The organism is Onishia taeanensis, from assembly GCF_003268885.1.
GTDB classification, from domain to species: domain Bacteria; phylum Pseudomonadota; class Gammaproteobacteria; order Pseudomonadales; family Halomonadaceae; genus Onishia; species Onishia taeanensis_A.
Map to the genome: position 1 here is coordinate 64,247 of NZ_QLSX01000007.1, position 20,336 is coordinate 84,582.

Below are 20,336 nucleotides of genomic sequence, written 5' to 3' on the forward strand. Positions count from 1 at the left end.
GGTGCCAATGCTACTGCAAGTCCCGGGGGCTGCCCAGCGGTACGATCAACGCCCGGGCAGCAAACCTGCTGCTGGTGGCAGAAGTTTCTCCCCCCAAAGTATCTGATGGACATGGCGCTAGGCGCCCGAGACCGGTGCCGCGACGGTGGTCTGGAGTACCTCGGCAAGTGCTTGGGCGGCTACTGATAGCTTGCGATCCTGATGCGACAGTAGCCCGACGTCGTGGACGATCGCCGGATCATGGAGCGGCAGGCAGCGTGCTCCCAGCGCCTGCATCTGAGGCGTGCACAGCGAGGGGACGGCACTGACGCCCAGGCCGCTGGCGACCATGCGCCCGACCGTCGCCAGCTGGTGACTCTCGAAGGCCACCGTCAGGGCAATGCCCCGGGAGGCCAGCGCCTGCTCCAGCAGGCGGCGCACCATGGAGGGGCGCTGCAGGGCGATCAGGTCCTCGCCAAGCAGTGCCGACCAGGAAAGCGACGCTTCACTGGCAAGCGCAGAGGCCGGGGGCACCACGGCGACGAAGCGGTCGGTAAACAAGGGCGTGAAGGCGAGGTCATCCGTCGCTTCAGGCGCGAAGGCGATACCCAGCTCGACCCGTTCTCGACGCACCATTTCAATGACCTCTTCGTTAATAACGTCGTGAACGGTTACATTGATACGTGGGAAACGGTGGCGAAAAGCCATCAGCGCATCGGGTAGCAGGTTACAGGCAAAGGATGGCATCGCGGCGATGGCGACACGGCCCAGTTCCAGCGTGAAATGCTGGCGCAGGCGCTCCTCGGTATTGTCCCAGTCGGCAATCAGGCGTTTGGCCAGCGGGACCAGGGCTTCGCCTTCGGGCGTGAGGCTGACGCGACGGGTGCTGCGAATCAGCAGAGGTCCACCCAGGCTATCCTCGAGTCCCTTGATGGTGAGACTCAGAGCCGGTTGGGAGAGATGCAGGCGATCACAGGCCCGGGTGAAGCTCAGGGTCTGGGCCACGGCAAGAAAGGCGCGAAGTTGCTTGACGGTCATGAGGTCATCCGCGAAAGGGCATGTTGGACTTATTGGCGAATGATATTAATCAATAAATAAAACAAACTTAACAAATAGATCGTCTTGCCACGACACTGGCAATGACTCGACAACAATCACACTTCAACCATCGAGGCAGCGATATGGCCGGATTCGACAAGCGTGTGGGTTCTTATGAGGAAGCGATGGACGGGCTCGAGAGCGGCATGACCGTGATCGCGGGCGGCTTCGGGCTTTGCGGGATTCCCGAGAACCTGATCGGTGAGATCAAGCGCCGCGGCGTTAAGGATCTGACCATCTATTCCAACAACTGCGGTGTCGATGGCTTCGGCCTGGGGTTGTTGCTGGAGGACCGTCAGATCAGCCGCATCTATGCGTCCTACGTGGGTGAGAACGCGCTCTTCGAGCAGCAGATGCTGAACGAGGAAATCGAGGTCGTGCTGACACCGCAGGGCACGCTGGCCGAGAAGATGCGCGCAGGCGGCGCGGGTATCCCGGCGTTCTATACCGCTACTGGCTATGGCACCCCGATCGGCGACGGCAAGGAAGTTCGCGAGTTCAACGGCCGCCATTACATTCTCGAGGAATCGGTGGTCGGCGACTTCGCCATCGTCAAAGGCTGGAAGGCCGACCGTTATGGCAACGTCGTATATCGCGACACGGCACAGAACTTCAATCCGCTGGCGGCGACCGCGGGCAAGATCACCGTGGTCGAGGTTGAGGAAATCGTCGAGCCGGGTGAGCTCAAGCCCGACCAGATCCATACGCCGGGTATCTATGTGGATCGCGTCATCAAGGGCAGCTTCGAGAAGCGCATCGAGAAGCGCACCGTGCGTGAAGGTTGAGCCACGCCTTTTCAGCTCCGCCGGTGTGTGACCGGTGCTTCTCCACCCCAGACAAGAAAGAAAAGAGGCAACATCATGGCATTGACTCGTGAACAGATGGCGCAGCGTGTGGCGCGCGAACTCGAAGACGGTTTCTACGTCAACCTTGGAATCGGCATTCCGACCCTGGTGGCCAACTATGTGCCTGAGGGCATCGATGTAATGCTGCAGTCCGAGAACGGCCTGCTGGGCATGGGACGCTTCCCCACCGAGGCGGAAGTCGACCCGGACATGATCAACGCCGGCAAGCAGACCGTGACGGCCCGTGATGGCGCGGCCATCTTCTCCTCGGCGGAATCTTTCGCGATGATTCGCGGCGGCCATGTCGACCTGACGGTGTTGGGCGCCTTCGAGGTCGATCAGAATGGCAACATCGCGTCCTGGATGATCCCCGGCAAGCTGATCAAGGGCATGGGCGGCGCCATGGATCTGGTGGCTGGCGCCGAAAATATCATTTGCACCATGACCCACGCCTCCAAGCACGGCGAGTCCAAGCTGCTCGAGCAGTGCAACCTGCCGCTGACCGGCGCGGGCTGCATCAATCGCGTGCTGACCGACCTGGCATATCTTGAGATCAAGGACGGTGCCTTCCACCTGGTGGAGCGCGCTCCCGGCGTTAGCGTCGAGGAAATCGTCGAGAAGACGGCCGGCAAGCTCGTGGTGCCCGACCATGTGCCTGAAATGACCTTCGAGGCCTGAGGAGAGCCGCGATCCGGCTGAGGGGAATATCTCGCAACGAGCCTGGGAACCGCCATCGGTCCCGGGCTTTTTATTGGCAAGTCATTGTGCAAGCCACTGGGTTAGTGACACTGCCCCGTCAGTAGACCATGGACTGGAGACGTAAGAGCGCCACCTTGCAAACGGCGGCCGTGGGCCAGCGCTGTGAAATAGCCCTTGGGAATAGTTCTTAGGAATAGCCCTTAGAAATGGCTCTTTGAAAAGGCTCTGTAGACTGGGACCTGGGCTGGTGAAAATCTGATCATGATAAGAATGGCGGGTCAGTGTCCCGTCGCGATAGCCGCTCTCCCATGAATTTTCACAGCGTTATCCACAGAATCTGTGCATAAGTTCCGACTGGGCTGGAAAGTCCTCGTGAAGCGGGTAGAATGCGCCCCGTCCTACCTAGCCTCCCTGACTCAGGCCTTTCGAGCCTGTATGCAGGTTGGCTATTAGCTATTGTGTCGATCCTTGAGGCTCGGCTATAGATCGTCACGTTTGATCGTTATCGTCATTGCCATCGTCCTGATGCATGACCACTTTCGTTACCGTTGGGGAGAGCGTTTGGTGCGTAGTCTGCCGGCAACCCTGCCGATCCTGTTCGTCTGTGAAATCAGCTTCCTGCTCGGCCATGGCTTGATCATGACCCTGCTTGGCGTGCGTATGTCGTTGGAGGGGTTCCCCTCGCAGATGGCGGGCCTTCTGATGTCGAGCTTTTCGTTTGGCTTCGTGATCGGTAGCTACTGGCTCGAAAAGCGCATCCGCGCCGTGGGACACATCCGCGTCTTCGCCGCCTGTGCGGCGACACTCGCGGTCACCGCCATGCTGCACGGACTCTGGGTCAACCCCTGGGCTTGGTTGGTCTGGCGGGTCTTCGGCGGCGGTGCCACGGCGGGCCTGCTGATGGTGATGGAGTCGTGGGTTTCCGGTGAGTCCAGCAACGATAACCGCGGCAAGGTGCTGGGCTGGTATCTGGTCATCTCGACGCTGTCGCTGGCGGGTGGTCAATGGCTATTGAACAGCGCCGATCCCGCCACGATGGTGCTGTTTTCGGTCGCGGGCATGCTGTTCGCCATGTCGCTGGTACCGCTGTCGATCCACCGTATTCATGGCCCGCGGGCGGCCCAGGAGCTCAAGCCTCAGAAGATCAAGCTCCGTGAACTGTTCCGGCGTGCACCGGTGGGACTGGTGGGTGCCTTCACGGCAGGCCTGATGGTGCAGGCCTTCTTTGCCATGACCCCCTATTACGGTCAGGAAATTGGTCTGTCGACCGGTCAGACTGCCCAGTTCATGGCGATTACCACCTTGGTGGCGTTGTTTGCTCAGTGGGGACTGGGGCGGCTGTCCGACCGTATCGACCGCCGCAAGGTGATCCTTGCCATGGCGGCGATCATGGCGGTCTCCGGGGCCTTTATCTCGGTAGCCGCAAGGGTCGACTACCTGATGCTGCTGCTGGTGGCGAGCTTCCATACCGCCATGCTGCATACGCTCTACTCCTTGAGCCTTGCGCATACCAATGATTGGCTTGAGCCTGAAGAGATCGTGGCGGCCAACGGCAAGCTGATGATGACCTATGGCGTCGGCTCGATCGTCGGTCCCTTCGGCGCTTCCCTGGTAATGCAGGTGATTGGTCCTGATGGCCTGTGGTTCTTTCTTGGCGCAGTGGCGCTGACGCTTGCCGGCTTCATTAGTCTGCGGCTGCTGATCCGTCGTGGCATTGCGAGGGAAGATGTGGAGCAGGAGCCTTTTGTGGCTATGCCGGTGCTGGAGACCCAGCATTACCTGAATGAACTCGATCCGCGTCGCGAACCCGTGCAGTTCGAGCTGGACCTGCAGGGCGAATCGCTGTCGGACGAAAACCGCTATACGCGAGAGGAAGAAGACCCAGAACTAGAACCCACCACCACGGCGGCGTGAGAAGGCATCAGTAAAACGCCCAGTTCCGTCAGAGCGGACCTGGGCGTTGCATGACGATAAGTGGCCGCGCTCAGGCGTGGCGAGCAATCATTTCATCGAAGCTTTCTTTCGGCTGTACGCCGGTCAGCGCTTCTACCTTGCCACCGTCCTTGAACAAGGCGATGGTCGGAAGGCCTCGCACGCCGTTCTTGGCGGCAAGATCGGGCGCATCATCGACGTTGATGGTGACGACCTTGAGGGCGTCGCCTCGCTCCTCGGCGATGGACTCGACGACAGGGTCGAGCATCTTGCAGGGGCCGCACCAGGGCGCCCAGAACTTCACGAGTACCGGTGTTTTACTCTCGATTACATCCTGCGTGTAGTTGCTGTCGGTAACCGCTGCCAGGTTGGCCATGTATCTCTCTCCTTTAGCATCGCGTAATGAATGCCGGGTGTTTGCACAAACGTCGTCCGGCGCCAGTGCACCCACCTTAGCGCCTCGGGAATTTAGTTCGCAAGCTCATTTTTACATGCGTTCGTCATGTCCATGTGGCAGTGGTAACCGTAGCCCTGCCGCCGCAGATGAGACTGTGACCCGGAAGACAGCCTTGAGGAGCTCCATGAAACCGTCCTGGAGGGATCAGGCGATCTCACAGCGAGTGTGCTGGGGGAGCAGCAGTTCGGCTGAGCGATCATGCTTGCCCGGCAGGCAAGGCTGGATCAGCGCCAGGCCACCGAGGGTAATGCGGTGCTCGTCACCGCCGGCGAAGGCGAGCCGCTGTGAACAGGTCGGATAGAAGCGGTAGTTGAGCAGTGCCGATACCGGAAAGACGCCGTGATGGCGGTCGCTGCTACTGTCCATGCCCGCCTGTTCCAACTCGGCATCCAGAGTGTTGATGTCACTGCCCAGGCGCTCGCAGTCGAAGCCGGCGTGATGAAGCCGTGGCCCCATCACGGCAAGCCAGGCCGCCAGCGGATGAGCGCGCTGTAACAGGCAGAAGGTGTCCCAGTCCGGCATTGGCCAGGGGCGACCTCTTGCCAGTAGGTTCTGGCCTCGCGTGTCTTCCTGAAGTGCCTGGGCGACCAGTGCCTGAAGAATCTCTCGGGGCTCTCGCGTCAGGGTGCCCAGCTGAAGTTCACCGAGTACCAGCCAGGGGCCATCATCGGGGGGCGCATAGAGTGATACCAGCAGGCCTCGATCTGCCATGGCATGTCGCTCTGTCGCGCGATAGCCGAACTGGTTGAGTGTGGGCAGCAGCTTGGCGGCGGCAAAGGGCCCATGATTCAGGGTCAGCAAGGCGAGGAACTCGGGTTCGCTGCCCACCGGCCACAGCCGAAGGCCACCGATCTCCGGGTGCAGATGGATGTAGTCCAGCCACAACTGCTGGAGAAATTCTTGGCGTTGCATCGGACGCTCTCTCCCTGACGTCGAGCCTTAGGGTATTCCACTGAGTATAGGTGCAGCGGGCCTCTAGGCTTTCAACGCGAGCGAGATGCAACCGACCGGGTGCGGCTATTGTCCTTTGGCCTCAAACGAAAACAGCCGCCCGGAGGCGGCTGTATGGCAGGCAGTCGGCATCTGTATGATTGACCGATTGCCAAGCTATTTGCGAACTCTCAGTGGTCTCTCTAAGAAGAAGGTACCTATGCTGTCAGTACCCATGAAGTTTGTACCTATGTAGTAAGTACGTGTTCTTTCTCAAGAGTTCGTCTGAAGGGGTCTAGCCTCTTACTGCTCTGCGCCTTCCGGCATCAGGGCGTTGTCGCTAACGTATTGGTTGAACTCGGTGAAGCCACCCACGTGGGTCTGATCAACGAAAATCTGCGGTACGGTTTCGACCGGCTTGCCGATGGTCTTTTCCATATCGGCCTTGCTGATGCCTTCTTCATGGATGTCGATATAGCGATAGCCGCTGATGGCGCTGGCATCGCTCAGCTTTTCGGCGAGTTCTTTGGCGCGAACGCAGAAGGGGCAACCGGGGCGACCGAAGATAACAACAAACATGTAGGGCTCCTTGAATAAGCGTGATAAACGACTGGTTCGATTTGAATATTGGCACATTGTTCACCAATGCGCCGGGGGATGCCAATAGAGTCTGGCTACGCCAACTATTACAGGCTGCTATAGCGGAGCCGACAGGCTCCCGGCTTAGCCGGTCTCGTGTCGGTCTTCATCGGCGCGCACCAGCAGCTTGGCCAAGTCGCCGTGGATATCTGGGGCACTGACCAGCAGGTTTTCTCCGTAGAGGTCTTCTGGGATGCTCGACGGGCAGGCATAGAGATGGCCGGTGCGAGCGCCAGCCTCGCGAGCAATCAGGACGCCAGCGGCAAAGTCCCAGGGAGAGACGCTTTCGTAGTAGGCATCGAGGCGGCCGCAAGCCACATTGCACAGGTCGAGGGCGGCGGCGCCGTTACGGCGCACATCCTGACAGTACTCGAGTACGGCGGCCAGGCGACGGATCAGCGGCGGTCGACTGTCGCGACGATAGGGAAAGCCGGTGGCCACCAGGCTGTTGGTCAGCTGCGAAGCGCGGCTGACGCGAATTCTCTCGTCATTGCGCCATGAGCCCTGGCCGCGCACTGCGGTAAAGGTTTCGCCGAGGAAGGGGGCATGGACGACGCCGATCTCGGTGCGGCCATCCTTGACCCAGGCGATGGACACCGCCACGTGGGCAAGGCCATGCGCGAAATTGACGGTGCCATCAATGGGGTCCACCACCCAGAGTGCGCCCGACTGCTCAATGGCGCCGCGATCCGGCGACAGCTCTTCGGTCAGTCGCGCTTCGCCGGGGAAGTGCTCTTCGAGGGCGCGCCCGATCAGGGTGTCGACGGCGACATCGGTATCCGTCACCAGCTCGTTCCCGGCTTTGTAGCGCTGGGAGAAGTCCTGTGACTGACGGGCGTCGATGATGGCCTGGCCGGCCTGTCTGGCGATGTCGATGGCGATCTCGAGGCGTTGGGCAGTCTGCATGGCGGCTCCGCAGCGGTGAGGGAAAATTCGTATTGTCGGAAGTTCGCATTCTAGCATTACGTGGCTCTTATGGCGTCTCCGCTTGCCGCATATCCCTGTCCATCTCTATATCGCTATTAACGTAGCTTGCCCTGTTTTAGCCCACGCGTTATTCACTGCAGTGCTTGCCCGCACGGCCTAGGTCTTTCGTCTGAACACCCGTATATGTTGCAGCGCCGCACTGGTGTTTTCCGCAAGCCTCATCGTATGCTGACTTAGGATCTCCGCCTTGCGGAGTGTCATGCCTTTTACAGGAGTTAGCGATGAGTACCACGTCACAGGAGGCATCTCCGCGCGTTGCCTTGGTCACCGGGACCACCAGCGGTATCGGGGCAGCAGTGGTCGAGGAATTCTGCCGCCAAGGCCATCAGGTACTGGCGGTGGATTTCAACCCTGATGGTCAGGCAGTGGCTGAAGCGGCTGGCGCGGTCTTCTTTCAGGCGGATCTGACCGATGGGAATGCGTGCCGTGCGGCGGTGGCTGAGACGCTGCGTCGCTTCGGGCGCCTGGATATCTTGGTCAACAATGCCGGTATCCAGCATGTGTCCAGCATCGAAGAGTTTCCGGAGGCCAAGTGGCGCCAGATCATCGACCTGATGCTGACCGCGCCCTTCCTGCTGACGCAGGCGGCCTGGCCGTCGATGCGCGAGGGTGGATGGGGGCGCATCATCAACATCGCTTCGGTGCACGCTCAAGTCGCTTCACCCGGCAAAGCCGCCTACATCAGTGCCAAACACGGCATGATTGGCCTGACCAAGACCGCGGCGCTGGAGGGGGGCAGTCAGGGCATCACTGCCAACGCTATCTGCCCGGCCTATGTGAAGACGCCGCTGGTCGATAATCAGATTGCCGACCAGGCCAAGCTCAATGACATGGATGAGCAGCAGGTCATCGAACAGATCATGCTCAAGAATGCCGCGGTCAAACGCCTGATCGAGCCGGGCGAAGTGGCATCACTGGTCGCCTACCTGGCCTCGGATCTTGCTGGCGCTGTCACCGGGGCGAGCTGGAACATCGACCTGGGCTGGACCGCCCAATAACGGTGGCGGCCTGGCTTTCCGGTAAGACGCCGGGCCAGGTCTAGCGTCTTACCGGGTGTTTCTGCAGCTTGCGCTGCAGGGTGCGACGGTGCATGCCCAGCGCCCGAGCCGTCGCCGAGATGTTGCCGTCATGTTCCTGAAGCACCTTCTGGATGTGCTCCCAGGTCACGCGGTTGATCGAAGGGGGGTTGTCGGCAACCTCGGCATCCGGGTTGCCATCCTGATGCTCCAGGGCCGCCAGGATCTCGTCGGCGTCGGCAGGCTTGCACAGATAGTTTGCTGCGCCGAGTTTGATCGCCTCCACGGCGGTGGCGATGCTCGAATAGCCGGTCAGCACCACCACTCGGCAGGCCGGAGCCAGCTCGAGCAGCTCCGGCAGAAGCTTCAGCCCTGAGCTCTGTTCGAGCTTCAGGTCCAGGGTGGCGATCTCGGGCGGTGACTGCCGGGCATGTGTCAGGGCCTGTTCGGCATCGTGGGCCACCATGACATCGAAACCGCGACGGCTCATGGCCCGCTGCATGACATGGCAGAACATCTCGTCGTCGTCGATGATCAGCAGGCGTTGTGGCGTCTCTGACATGTTGTCCTCGTCTCTCTGGTCTTACTGCGTGCCGGGTCGTGCTTGGCATGGTCGGTGTGGTGACATCTTCACGGCGAGGCGGGTGTGTGCCCAGCCTCGTTTTCAGCCCTCTGTCCAAGCCCCTTGTTCACAATCCTCTGTTCACAAACTCTTGTTCAGGCCTGGCCCGTATCCCGTCTGGGCAGCTTGACCTCCGTCAGGGTGCCACCTTCTTCATGATTGTACAGGCTGACATTGCCACCAAACCGGTTGATCGTGGCATGGGTGAGTACCAGGCCGATTCCCATGCCCTTGGACTTGGTCGATATGAAGGTTTCACCGAGCTGGTCGGCAATCGACAGGCTGACCCCGGGGCCATGGTCACGAATGTCGAAGATCACCTCGTTGGCATCCCAGTTCAGGCTGATGACGATGTTCTCGGGGTTAGCGTCTGCGGCGTTGTTGAGCAGGTTCATCAGCGCCTGCTCCAGGGTCGCATCGACTGCGAGCTCCGGTTTGCCGCGGCGCTCTGCTATTTCCAGCTTATGACTGACGTCGGGACGCACTACCAGCCAGCGCTGTACCACGCTTGAAAGCCATTCCTCGGCCACGCGACTCTCGGGCTCGCCTAGACGCCGCCGATCGGCATTGGCGACCAGTTGCTGAAGCCGTGTCTTGCAGGTGTCGACCTGCGTTCTCAGCAGATCGATATCCTCGATCAACTGAGGACGGTCGCCGGCATCTTGGCGCATCTCCTTGAGTAGCACCGCCATGGTGGATAACGGTGAGCCCAGCTCATGGGCAGTGCCGGCGGCCTGGGTGGCCACCGCCAGTACCTGTTCGTTGCGCAGCGCAGCCTCGCGTGTGCGAGACAGGGTCTTCTCGCGGCGCCTGAGGGCATGCGCCATCTTGAAAATAAAGAAGGTCACCAGGCCTGCCGACAGCCCGAAGTTGATCCACATTCCCAGCACATGGAGGCTGATGTTGCTGGCGATCACGCCGTTGCTGAGCTGGGGGACCTGATCGAAAAACAGCATCAGGAAGGTGTAACCCGCCATGGCGCCGCTAGCGATGATCCAGGCGTATATCCAGGGCAGGGTCGCGGCGGCAATGGTCACCGGTACCAGGTAGTAACTGATGAAGGGGTTGGTGGAGCCGCCGGTGAAGTAGAAAAGCAGGGTGAGGCCAGTGACATCGACCATCAGGTGCAGCAGGTATTCAGTGTCGGTGACGGCCCGCGGCCGGCCTAGCCGCCACCAGGTAGCAACGTTCATGAGCCCCATGGCCACGATCACGCTAATGATCGGCAGCACGCGTAGCTGAAAGCCCAGCACTTCAATGCCGAAGATGATGGCCCCCAGAAAACCGGTCCAGGTGATACCGCGGACGATCGTCAGTCTCACCAAGTTGCGATTAGGGGTCGACAGGGGTAGCGGCAGGGCGGCTTGAGCTGCTTGCATGATGGCTCCGGTCCGAGGGTGGCTGCATGATACCGCAAACCCTGATAGCTGCATCAGTTGGCGTGAAAGGTGGGGGCCGGTGTTGCATAAAAAAATGCCGCAACCCTGCAAGGTTGCGGCATTGCTGATTAAGGGTGCCGAGCAAGGCACCCCCATCAGCGTTGGCGATCAGGCGTAGGTGTTGACCTGCGTACCCATGGTGCCTGATTGGGCCAATTCACCTTGCGGGGCAACCGCTTGGCCAGGCGGTGTGACAGCCTCCATCAGCTGATTGATGTGCGATGCCTGAGTATCCAGGTTTTCCCTGAACATTTCGGCTTGTGCCTGCTGACTGCTGTTGAACTGCTGCAGCGCCATGGCCATGCCGACCGTGCCATTGATGGATGCATCCATAGAGTGTTCCTTCTGTTGCGGATGAATTTGGGTACATCGCTATGTCTATCGGCGTATTCGTCCCTATCTGTAATCCTACTCTTCACTAGTCTGTTGGCCAGCCTGCTAAATGGATAGACCTCGAAGTAGTACGCCGCCGAACAGCCGGTTACTCGCTTGCGACCGCTGCTCGGGAATGGGCTGGTGATCTGCAGGAAGTCCTTGTTCGAACGTCAGGATGAGCGAGGTACATGAGCAAGGTGTCGAGTAGGGTGGGATTAAAAAAGGCCAGGATAATAACGTCCCTAGATGGGCCAATTGGGCCGTTGCGCTGGGAGTGTTAAGATAGCGCCATCTTTTGGCCCTGTGGCCAGCCACCTCTAGCAGTGACGGATTTCATGAGCGAGCTTGAGACTCAAGTCGATCTGCGACGCACCTTCGCGATCATCTCCCACCCCGACGCGGGCAAGACCACCATCACCGAGAAAATGCTGCTGTTCGGGAACGCCATCCAGATGGCGGGTTCCGTGAAGAGCAAGCGCAATGACCGCCATGCCACTTCCGACTGGATGAAGATGGAGCAGGAGCGCGGCATCTCGGTGACTACCTCGGTGATGCAGTTCCCCTACAAGGGACGTATCGTCAATCTACTCGATACCCCGGGCCACGAGGACTTCTCCGAGGATACCTACCGCACGCTGACCGCAGTGGACTCGGCGCTGATGGTCATCGACGGTGCCAAGGGCGTCGAGGACCGTACCATCAAGCTGATGGATGTCTGTCGCCTGCGTACCACGCCGATCCTCACCTTCATCAACAAGATGGACCGCGATACTCGCGACCCCATCGAGGTGATGGACGAAGTCGAGACGGTGCTCAATATCCAGTGTGCGCCCATGACCTGGCCGATCGGCATGGGGCGTCATTTCCGTGGGGTTTATCACCTCTACAACGACGTCATCCACCTCTACAAGCAGGGGCAGGGCAGCCGCATTCCCGAGGATGTACGCATCGAGGGACTCGATAGTGCCGAGGTCGATGAGGTCCTGGGTGAGTCCCAGGCCGAGGAACTGCGGATGGAGGTCGAGCTGGTTCGTGGCGCCTCCCATGAGTTCGATCTTGACGCCTATCGTCGCGGCGAACTGACGCCCGTCTACTTCGGCACCGCCATGGGCAATTTCGGCGTCCGTGAGATGCTGGATGGCTTCGTCGAGTATGCACCGACGCCACAGCCCCGTGAGACCGATTCGCGTGAGGTGGATGCCAACGACGAGCGTTTCACCGGCTTCGTGTTCAAGATTCAGGCCAATATGGATCCCAAGCACCGCGACCGGGTGGCCTTCCTGCGAGTCTGTTCCGGCAAGTACGACCGCAACATGAAGATGCGTCACGTGCGTATCGGCAAGGATGTCAAAGTGCCCGACGCCTTGACCTTCATGGCTTCGGATCGTGCGCATGTGGAAGAGGCCTGGCCCGGCGATATCATCGGCCTGCATAACCACGGCACCATCCAGATCGGCGATACCTTCACGGTCGGCGAGGACATGCGTTTCACCGGTATTCCGCACTTTGCGCCGGAGCTGTTCAAGCGCGTACGCCTCAAGGACCCGCTGAAGATGAAGGCGCTGCAGAAGGGCCTTCAGCAGCTCTCCGAGGAAGGTGCCACTCAGGTTTTCATGCCCCTGGACAACAACGACCTGATCCTCGGCGCTGTGGGTACGCTGCAGTTCGACGTGGTCGCCCACCGGCTCAAGGAAGAGTACAAGGTCGATTGCCTCTATGAGGGGGTCAACGTTCAGACGGCTCGCTGGATCTATTGCGATGATCCCAAGAAGCTCGACGAGTTCAAACGCAAGGCGAGCACCAACCTGGCCTATGATGGCGGCGGCTGTTTGACCTATATCGCGCCGACCCGCGTCAACCTGCAGATGACCCAGGAACGCTGGCCGGATATCCGCTTCAGCGCGACACGCGAGCACTAATGCCTAAGCCCTAATTCCTAAGCACTAAGCCGGCCCTCAATATGCTCATTGACGCCCACTGTCACCTGGATTTCCCCGATTTCGACGTCGACCGCGAGGCGGTGTTCGAGCGGGCCAGGGCGGTGGGCGTCGAGCATTTCGTGGTGCCGGGCACGACGCGGGCTCGGTGGCCGTCCGTGCTGGCGCTGGGGAGGCGGGTTGATACGAGTGTTTGTTTGGGGCTGCATCCCTATTTTCTCGACGATCACTGCGTGAATGCTAGCCGCTTTGACCCCCATCGCTTGGGTGCCCGCCAGTTGGATGGAGATGACGACCTGGTTGCTCTGGAGGCGGCGCTCGACGCACATCCTGAGGTCGTGGCGGTGGGGGAGTGTGGCATCGATGCCCGCTTCGAGAACACCTTGGGCGCCCAGTGGGTGCTATTCAAGGCGCAGCTTCGAATCGCCAAGGCACGCCATTTGCCGGTGGTGATCCACTGCGTGCATGCCAACGACCAGGTAGCCAAGTGCCTCAAGGAAGTCGGTCTGCCGGCGGGCGGACTGATCCACGCCTTTGCCGGCAGTCTGCAGCAGGCACAGCGGTTTCTGGCACTGGGTTTCGTGCTGGGACTTGGCGGGGCGGTGACCCACGAGCGGGCACAGCGCCTAAGGCGCTGCGTGGCGGCTTTGCCAGAAGATGGCTTTGTGCTGGAAACCGACAGCCCTGACATGCCGCCGGCGGGCTTCAAGGGCGAGCGTAACGAGCCGGCAAGGCTTGCGCGAATCGCCGCTGACGTCGCCGCACTGCGTCATATCTCTCGCGCCACGCTGGAAAAGGCCACTACGGCCAACGCGGTGCGAGTCTTCAGGCTGGCCGGCTAGCGAGGGATTGGCATCCTGTTGGTCTGGCTGGCAGATGGTAGGGATGCCATATGATTCCGCCGGGCCAGCCCTTGTGAGGAGCCCTTGTGATCAGCCCTTGTGAGTGGCCAGTTCTTCCGGGTCCAGGCGCTCAAGCGGGTAGGGAAGACGCTGGCGCTGGCAGCGCACGCCGTCCACGGTCAGCGGCTCGGTGACTTCCTTGGTGGTCAGGACCGCCAGCAGCTCGACCTGATCGTAGGCGTCGCGTTCGGCGGCGAAGACTTCCCCCTGCCGTTTGCCCTCGGCGTCCAATAGCTCGCTGCCGACCGTGGGCACGTCATTTCCCTCGAGGGTCAGTCTCACCAGGCGTTTCTTGACCTGCCCGCGGAAGTGAGCCCGGGCCACGACTTCCTGGCCGGTATAACAGCCTTTCTTGAAGCTGATACCGCCAAGCGCCTCCCAGTTAATCATTTGCGGCAGGTAGCTGTCCTGCTGGCTGGCGCTCAGCCAGCCGAGGCCGGCCTGGATGTCCTGAAGGCACCATACGGCATTGCCGACTGGTGTTGCCTGTTGCGTCAGTGCCTGCCAGCTATCCTCGAGGTCGGCGATCGGCATAAGGGCGATCAGGCGCGGACGTGGCCCGGGGTGACGAACCACCAGCTGATCACCATGCTGGTGCTGATGCCAGATATGCGGCGGTTCTACGTCGAGGCGCGCCTCGAGCAAGGCGGGGGCATCATGGCCAATCAGGCCAATCGCTGCCAGGTCGTCGCGCAGGCGCATCTCGGTCTTGTAGAAAACGGCGAACTTCTCAAGGTGGGCCTTAAGCGGCTCAAGCAGCGACTGTTCCATCAGCAGCCAATAACACTCCGGGGCTACCCGGAGGACTTGAGCATTGGCCAGCATGCGGCCCTTGGTGGCGCAGAAGCAGGTCAGCGGCGCAAAATCTCCATCGGCCAGAGACATCTGGGCGCTGGTCTGTCCCTGCAGGAAGCGCTCGGCATCACTGCCTGCCACTTCGAGAATGCCCAGGTGCACCAGTGGCGTGACGACGGTGCCATCCAATGCCTGGCGCGCCGGGGCCGGCGTATCAAAGGTGACACGGGCCTCGCCGTCGGTGGTGGCGCCGATGCGCTCACTCCAGTCGGTCATACAAATCTCCCTGTTGGAATCGGCATTTGGTGGATGCGTTTCCATGGTCTGTGGGTTGGCTATGGGGGCAATCGGCGCCGATTCAAGGCTGGCCGGCCGCTGCCGAGGGCATGCTAAACTCATCGTTCAATCACGTCCCTTGCAGGAGAGGATCCATGGCGAGCATTTCACTGGCCTTCAAAGGGGTCGAAAGTACCGAACTGGTCAATCGCATCACCACCGCCTTGATGATGCTCGATGGCGTCGAGAGCGCGGAAGTGGGACGCCATGGCGCCGAGGTAGAAGGGCGCGTGCGCCGCGATGCCCTGATCAAGGCGGTCGAGAAACTCGGCGTAAAGGTACACTGACATGACAATTACCGTGATCAGTCAAGGCGAGGGCGGGCTGCGCCAAAAAGTCGAGCTGGAAGGCTTCGAAGACCTGTATGTCGACGCCCCGAGCGTGGCCGGCGGTGATGACAGCGCCCCCGATCCCCATGACTATTTCGATCTTTCGCTGGCCGCCTGTAAGGCGATTACCGCGCAGATGTACGCCTACCGCAAGGGCTGGCCGCTCACCGGCGTCACGGTGTGGGTCGTGCGCGATGAACGCGATGAGCGGCATGGGGTCTACCGGCTGGACGTCAGCCTGCGCTTCGAAGGTATTGATGATGCCAAGCAGCTTGACCGGCTGACGGAGATTTCCGATCGATGCCCCATCCATCGTTTGATGACCACATCGACGGTGGACATTACCACTCGTCAGGCTTCCCCTGATCAAGATTGACTTATACCGTTATCTTTCTTATCAGGTTAGCCATCATTCATTGTCGGGAAGCAACATGAGCAAAGCCTTTCGTCTGCAGTCCAAATTCAAGCCCGCAGGGGACCAGCCGGCGGCTATTGATAGCTTGATAAAGGGCCTGGATTCGGGCCTGGCCCATCAAACGTTGCTGGGGGTGACCGGCTCGGGCAAGACCTTCACCATGGCCAATGTGGTCGAGCGGGTACAGCGACCGACAATCGTCATGGCGCCCAACAAGACCCTGGCGGCGCAGCTCTACGGCGAGTTCAAGGCCTTCTTTCCCGACAATGCCGTCGAGTACTTCGTCTCCTATTACGACTACTATCAGCCCGAGGCCTATGTACCGTCCTCGGATACCTTCATCGAGAAAGACGCCTCGGTGAACGATCACATCGAGCAGATGCGCCTGTCGGCGACCAAGGCGTTGCTTGAACGTCGCGATGCGCTGATCGTGGTGTCGGTGTCGGCAATCTATGGCCTGGGTGACCCCGATCAGTACCTGAAGATGCGCCTGCACTTCACTCGGGGTGAGCAGATCGACCAGCGCAAGATGCTGCGGCGTTTGGCGGAGCTGCAATACACGCGCAACGACATGGACTTCCGTCGCGGTACCTATCGGGTGCGTGGCGACGTCATCGATATATTCCCCGCCGATGCCGAAGACGAGGCCGTGCGGGTCGAACTGTTCGATGACGAGATCGACGGCATCAGTCTGTTTGATCCGCTGACCGGCGAGATTCGCGGCAAGGTCCCGCGCATGACCATCTATCCGAAGAGTCACTACGTCACACCGCGGGACACCATCCTCGAGGCGGCCGAGCGCATCAAGGGCGAGATGACCGAGCGCCTGGACTTCCTGCGCAAGCACGACAAGCTGGTCGAGGCGCAGCGTCTTGAACAGCGCACTCTCTATGACATCGAGATGATGCATGAGCTTGGCTACTGCAACGGCATCGAGAACTACTCCCGTTATCTCTCCGGCCGCGCTCCGGGCGAGCCGCCGCCCACCTTCTTCGATTATCTGCCCGCCGATTCGCTGCTGGTGATCGACGAGTCTCACGTCAGCGTGCCCCAGGTCGGTGGCATGTACAAAGGGGACCGGTCGCGCAAGGAGACCCTGGTCGAGTACGGCTTCCGTCTACCATCGGCGCTGGATAACCGCCCGATGAAGTTCGAGGAATGGGAGCGAATCAGCCCTCAGACGATCTTCGTCTCGGCAACGCCCGGACCCTATGAAGCGGAACATGCGGGTCAGGTGGTCGAACAGGTGGTGCGTCCCACCGGCCTGGTGGACCCGGAAATCGAAGTGCGGCCGGCCTCCACTCAGGTCGATGACCTGCTGTCCGAAATCAAGCTGCGTACCGACGTTGGCGAGCGGGTACTGGTGACCACCCTGACCAAGCGCATGGCCGAGGATCTGACCGAGTACCTCGACGAGCACGACGTACGGGTGCGTTACCTGCATTCCGACATCGATACCGTGGAGCGCGTCGAGATCATTCGCGATCTGCGCTTGGGCAAGTTCGATGTGCTGGTAGGGATCAACCTGCTGCGGGAAGGCCTGGATATCCCCGAGGTCTCGCTCGTGGCGATTCTCGACGCCGACAAGGAAGGGTTCCTGCGCAACGAGCGCTCCTTGATTCAGACCATCGGCCGGGCCGCGCGCAACGCCCATGGCAAGGCGATCCTCTATGGCGATCGGGTGACCGACTCGATGCGCAAGTCGATGGACGAGACCGACCGGCGCAGGGAAAAACAGCTGGCCTTCAACGAGGCACACGGTATTTCGCCGGTGACGATTACCAAGTCGGTACAAGACATCATGGAAGGCGCTCAGGCGCCGGGCAGCAAGCGCAGTCGCCAGCGGGGAGAACGCAAGGTAGCCGAGCCGGTGGGCGAGTACAGCACCGAGCAGTTGGCAACGCTTTCCCCCGATGAAGTGCGGCGCCAGGTGTCGAAGCTTGAAGATGCCATGCACGAGGCGGCTCAGAACCTCGAGTTCGAGGAAGCGGCCCGCCTTCGTGATCGGCTGCACACTCTTAAGGAACGCCAGTTGGCTCTGGGATAGCCGATGCCGGAAGGTCCTGAAATCCGCCGCGTGGCCGATCGCCTAGGCCGTCAGCTGGTCGACAAGCCGCTGGAGTCTGTGTGGTTCGCTTTTCCGGAGCTCAAGGGTGAGGGTGCCAACCTTGAAGGCCGCCGTGTGATGGCCGTAGAGAGCTGGGGCAAGGCACTGTTGACCCATTTCGATGATGACCGGGTGATGTATTCCCACAATCAGCTCTACGGGGTATGGAACTCCATCGTGCCGGCCAACCACCCTCGACGCGCCGATCACTCAGGGTACGTCTTCAGGCCAGTGGCCATGCGGCCAGCCTCTACAGCGCTTCGGATGTCTCGCTATGGCCGCCGGACCAAATAGGGCAGCATCCTTTTCTGTCGCGTCTTGGTCCGGACCTGCTGAGTCATGGCGTCTCGGCCGACGATATCGAAGAGCGGCTCACTGCGCCCAGATTCCGGCAACGTGCGCTGGGTGGCTTGCTGCTCGACCAGGGCTTTTATGCAGGAATTGGTAACTATCTACGCTCGGAAATGCTGTTCTTTGCGGGCTTGGCGCCACAGCGACGCCCGATGGATCTTGGACCCACTCAGCGCTTGAGGCTTGCGAGCGTGATGCGTCACGTGATTCAGCAAGCCTATCGTGAGGCCGGCGTCACGAATCACCCGGCCTGGGTCGAGCGCGAAAAACGCGCAGGGGCAACTCGTGGGCGTTGGCGCTTTGCCGTTTTTGATCGTGACGGCCAGGCCTGCCATGCCTGCGGCGACCAGGTGTCACGGCGCATGGTGACATCTCGGCGGCTGTATTATTGTGCGAGCTGCCAGTCGGGTTGATACCTGCTTTCTTTAGTGGAAATTATACCGTTATCTTACCTGCTTTGAGTCTCCGGATCCGTGGAAGTGGCCTAAGCGATTCAGCGGACGGGGGCGATGGGGTACAATGCCCGCATTTCGTTCGCCGTGACCTGACCGCGGTGGACCCGATGACAACGCTAGGGAGTCGTTTCGATATGACCGTGATCCGCCAGGATGATCTGATCCAGAGTGTCGCCGACGCGCTGCAATACATCTCCTACTATCATCCCAAGGATTTCATCGACGCCATGCACGGCGCCTACGAGCGGGAAGAAAACCCCGCCGCCAAGGATGCCATCGCCCAGATCCTGATCAATTCTCGCATGTGTGCCCTGGGTCATCGTCCGATCTGTCAGGACACCGGCATCGTCACTGTCTTCGTGCACGTCGGTATGAACGTACAGTGGGACGCCGAAATGAGCCTCGATGACATGGTCAATGAAGGCGTGCGCCGCGCCTACAAATTGCCTGACAACGTCCTACGCGCCTCAGTGCTCGCCGATCCGGACGGCAAGCGACAGAACACCAAGGACAATACCCCGGCAATCATTCATCACAAGCTTGTGCCCGGCGACAAGGTCGAGGTGCATGTGGCCGCAAAGGGCGGCGGCAGCGAAGCCAAGTCCAAGTTCGCGATGTTGAACCCGTCCGACTCGGTAGTCGACTGGGTGCTGGAGCAGCTTCCCAAGATGGGCGCTGGCTGGTGTCCGCCGGGCATGCTGGGCATCGGCATTGGCGGTACCGCCGAAAAGGCCATGGAGATCGCCAAGGAATCATTGCTCGATCCCATCGACATCCAGGAGCTGCAGGCGCGTGGTGCAAGCAATCGCGCCGAGGAACTGCGTCTGGAGCTCTACGACAAGGTTAACCAGAGCGGCATCGGCGCTCAGGGGCTGGGTGGCTTGACCACGGTGCTCGATATCAAGGTCACGGATTACCCGACCCACGCCGCCAACAAGCCGGTGGCGATCATTCCCAACTGTGCGGCGACTCGTCATGTGCACTTCAGCCTCGACGGCAGCGGTGCCGCCGAACTGCCGGCGCCGAAGCTCGAGGACTGGCCGGAAATTACCCGTGAAATCGGCGAAAACGTCAAACGCGTCAATCTCGATACCGTGACGCCGGAAGAGGTGAAGAGCTGGCAGCCGGGCGACACTCTGCTGCTCAACGGCAAGCTGTTGACCGGTCGTGACGCTGCTCACAAACGCATGACCGAGATGCTGGCCAAGGGCGAACCGCTGCCGGTCGACATGAAAGGGCGCTTCATCTATTACGTGGGCCCGGTCGACCCTGTGCGCGACGAAGTCGTGGGCCCGGCTGGCCCGACCACCGCGACCCGCATGGACAAGTTTACTCGCACGATGCTCGAGGAAACCGGCCTGCTGGGCATGGTCGGCAAGGCCGAACGTGGCCCGATGGCCATCGAAGCGATTCGTGACAACCAGGCGACTTACCTGATGGCTGTTGGCGGCGCCGCCTATCTGGTGGCTCAGGCCATCAAGAAGTCACGAGTGGTCGGCTTTGAAGACTTGGGCATGGAAGCCATCTACGAATTCGAGGTCGAAGACATGCCCGTGACCGTGGCGGTCGACAGCCAAGGTGAGTCGGTTCACCAGAGCGGTCCGGCGAAGTGGAAGGAAATCATCGCCCAGCGCGCGTGAATTCCTACCATGCCAGCGTAACCGCTGGGCGGCCCCTGCACCCTTGTCGCG

General features: G+C 60.6%; 21 protein-coding genes. 12 read left to right on the plus strand and 9 right to left on the minus strand.

Features of this window, described 5'->3' with window-relative positions; genetic code table 11:
- Positions 1 to 117: 117 nt before the first annotated feature.
- A complete protein-coding gene (locus BCL93_RS10605) occupies positions 118 to 1,017 on the minus strand; it encodes a LysR family transcriptional regulator (RefSeq protein ID WP_112055253.1) in 900 nt (299 codons plus the stop codon).
- Between the two features lie 143 nt (positions 1,018 to 1,160).
- Between BCL93_RS10605 and BCL93_RS10610 the strand changes: the two genes are divergently transcribed.
- The 3 genes from BCL93_RS10610 to BCL93_RS10620 all read left to right on the plus strand — a co-directional run bounded on the left by BCL93_RS10610 (position 1,161) and on the right by BCL93_RS10620 (position 4,535).
- Positions 1,161 to 1,862 carry a CoA transferase subunit A gene (locus tag BCL93_RS10610; protein WP_112055254.1) on the plus strand — a complete coding sequence of 234 codons (702 nt, stop codon included), beginning with the start codon at positions 1,161 to 1,163 and terminating at the stop codon, positions 1,860 to 1,862.
- A 75-nt stretch (positions 1,863 to 1,937) separates the two neighbouring features.
- A complete protein-coding gene (locus BCL93_RS10615) occupies positions 1,938 to 2,600 on the plus strand; it encodes a CoA transferase subunit B (RefSeq protein ID WP_112055255.1) in 663 nt (220 codons plus the stop codon).
- 585 nt (positions 2,601 to 3,185) lie between these two features.
- Positions 3,186 to 4,535 carry an MFS transporter gene (locus tag BCL93_RS10620; RefSeq protein WP_112055410.1) on the plus strand — a complete coding sequence of 450 codons (1,350 nt, stop codon included), beginning with the start codon at positions 3,186 to 3,188 and terminating at the stop codon, positions 4,533 to 4,535.
- 70 nt (positions 4,536 to 4,605) lie between these two features.
- Here BCL93_RS10620 and trxA read toward each other — a convergent pair whose 3' ends face one another.
- The 4 genes from trxA to BCL93_RS10640 all read right to left on the minus strand — a co-directional run bounded on the left by trxA (position 4,606) and on the right by BCL93_RS10640 (position 7,485).
- Positions 4,606 to 4,929: a thioredoxin gene (gene trxA / locus BCL93_RS10625; RefSeq protein ID WP_112055256.1), complete on the minus strand. Its 324-nt coding sequence runs from the start codon at positions 4,927 to 4,929 to the stop codon at positions 4,606 to 4,608.
- A 225-nt stretch (positions 4,930 to 5,154) separates the two neighbouring features.
- A complete protein-coding gene (locus tag BCL93_RS10630; RefSeq protein ID WP_112055257.1) occupies positions 5,155 to 5,922 on the minus strand; it encodes a DUF1338 family protein in 768 nt (255 codons plus the stop codon).
- Between the two features lie 321 nt (positions 5,923 to 6,243).
- Complete coding sequence (locus tag BCL93_RS10635; protein WP_112055258.1) at positions 6,244 to 6,519, minus strand: GrxA family glutaredoxin; 276 nt, start codon at positions 6,517 to 6,519, stop codon at positions 6,244 to 6,246.
- 144 nt (positions 6,520 to 6,663) lie between these two features.
- Entirely contained in the window at positions 6,664 to 7,485 is an 822-nt protein-coding gene (locus BCL93_RS10640) for an inositol monophosphatase family protein (protein ID WP_112055259.1), read from the minus strand.
- A 302-nt stretch (positions 7,486 to 7,787) separates the two neighbouring features.
- On the opposite strand from BCL93_RS10640, the gene BCL93_RS10645 reads away from it, so the two are divergent.
- Positions 7,788 to 8,564, plus strand: coding sequence for a 3-hydroxybutyrate dehydrogenase (locus tag BCL93_RS10645; RefSeq protein WP_112055260.1), 777 nt, complete (start codon positions 7,788 to 7,790; stop codon positions 8,562 to 8,564).
- A gap of 40 nt (positions 8,565 to 8,604) precedes the next feature.
- On the opposite strand, the gene BCL93_RS10650 is transcribed toward BCL93_RS10645, so the two are convergent.
- The 3 genes from BCL93_RS10650 to BCL93_RS10660 form a co-directional block, all read right to left on the minus strand.
- Positions 8,605 to 9,144: a response regulator transcription factor gene (locus BCL93_RS10650; RefSeq protein ID WP_112055261.1), complete on the minus strand. Its 540-nt coding sequence runs from the start codon at positions 9,142 to 9,144 to the stop codon at positions 8,605 to 8,607.
- A gap of 155 nt (positions 9,145 to 9,299) precedes the next feature.
- The gene (locus BCL93_RS10655) at positions 9,300 to 10,583 is read right to left on the minus strand and encodes an ATP-binding protein (RefSeq protein WP_112055262.1); all 1,284 of its coding nucleotides are present in this window, start codon (positions 10,581 to 10,583) and stop codon (positions 9,300 to 9,302) included.
- A 168-nt stretch (positions 10,584 to 10,751) separates the two neighbouring features.
- Positions 10,752 to 10,976 (minus strand): putative motility protein, encoded by a 225-nt coding sequence (locus BCL93_RS10660; RefSeq protein WP_092524071.1) that lies wholly within the window; start codon positions 10,974 to 10,976, stop codon positions 10,752 to 10,754.
- Between the two features lie 377 nt (positions 10,977 to 11,353).
- Between BCL93_RS10660 and BCL93_RS10665 the strand changes: the two genes are divergently transcribed.
- Positions 11,354 to 12,937 carry a peptide chain release factor 3 gene (locus BCL93_RS10665; protein ID WP_181463081.1) on the plus strand — a complete coding sequence of 528 codons (1,584 nt, stop codon included), beginning with the start codon at positions 11,354 to 11,356 and terminating at the stop codon, positions 12,935 to 12,937.
- Between the two features lie 41 nt (positions 12,938 to 12,978).
- Positions 12,979 to 13,797: a TatD family hydrolase gene (locus BCL93_RS10670; protein ID WP_112055264.1), complete on the plus strand. Its 819-nt coding sequence runs from the start codon at positions 12,979 to 12,981 to the stop codon at positions 13,795 to 13,797.
- A 90-nt stretch (positions 13,798 to 13,887) separates the two neighbouring features.
- On the opposite strand, the gene BCL93_RS10675 is transcribed toward BCL93_RS10670, so the two are convergent.
- Positions 13,888 to 14,928, minus strand: coding sequence for a YgfZ/GcvT domain-containing protein (locus BCL93_RS10675; protein ID WP_112055265.1), 1,041 nt, complete (start codon positions 14,926 to 14,928; stop codon positions 13,888 to 13,890).
- Between the two features lie 155 nt (positions 14,929 to 15,083).
- Between BCL93_RS10675 and BCL93_RS10680 the strand changes: the two genes are divergently transcribed.
- The 6 genes from BCL93_RS10680 (at position 15,084) to BCL93_RS10700 (ending at position 20,285) form a co-directional block, all read left to right on the plus strand.
- Positions 15,084 to 15,275: a hypothetical protein gene (locus BCL93_RS10680; protein WP_112055266.1), complete on the plus strand. Its 192-nt coding sequence runs from the start codon at positions 15,084 to 15,086 to the stop codon at positions 15,273 to 15,275.
- A 1-nt stretch (position 15,276) separates the two neighbouring features.
- Complete coding sequence (locus tag BCL93_RS10685; protein ID WP_112055267.1) at positions 15,277 to 15,693, plus strand: OsmC family protein; 417 nt, start codon at positions 15,277 to 15,279, stop codon at positions 15,691 to 15,693.
- A 55-nt stretch (positions 15,694 to 15,748) separates the two neighbouring features.
- Positions 15,749 to 17,779 (plus strand): excinuclease ABC subunit UvrB, encoded by a 2,031-nt coding sequence (uvrB, locus tag BCL93_RS10690; protein WP_112055268.1) that lies wholly within the window; start codon positions 15,749 to 15,751, stop codon positions 17,777 to 17,779.
- Between the two features lie 3 nt (positions 17,780 to 17,782).
- Positions 17,783 to 18,133, plus strand: a complete 351-nt coding sequence (locus BCL93_RS17635) for a DNA-formamidopyrimidine glycosylase family protein (protein ID WP_309251227.1) — start codon at positions 17,783 to 17,785, stop codon at positions 18,131 to 18,133.
- A gap of 65 nt (positions 18,134 to 18,198) precedes the next feature.
- Positions 18,199 to 18,603, plus strand: coding sequence for a hypothetical protein (locus tag BCL93_RS17640; RefSeq protein ID WP_309251229.1), 405 nt, complete (start codon positions 18,199 to 18,201; stop codon positions 18,601 to 18,603).
- Positions 18,604 to 18,779: 176 nt separating this feature from the next.
- Complete coding sequence (locus tag BCL93_RS10700) at positions 18,780 to 20,285, plus strand: fumarate hydratase (RefSeq protein ID WP_112055269.1); 1,506 nt, start codon at positions 18,780 to 18,782, stop codon at positions 20,283 to 20,285.
- Positions 20,286 to 20,336: the final 51 nt, after the last annotated feature.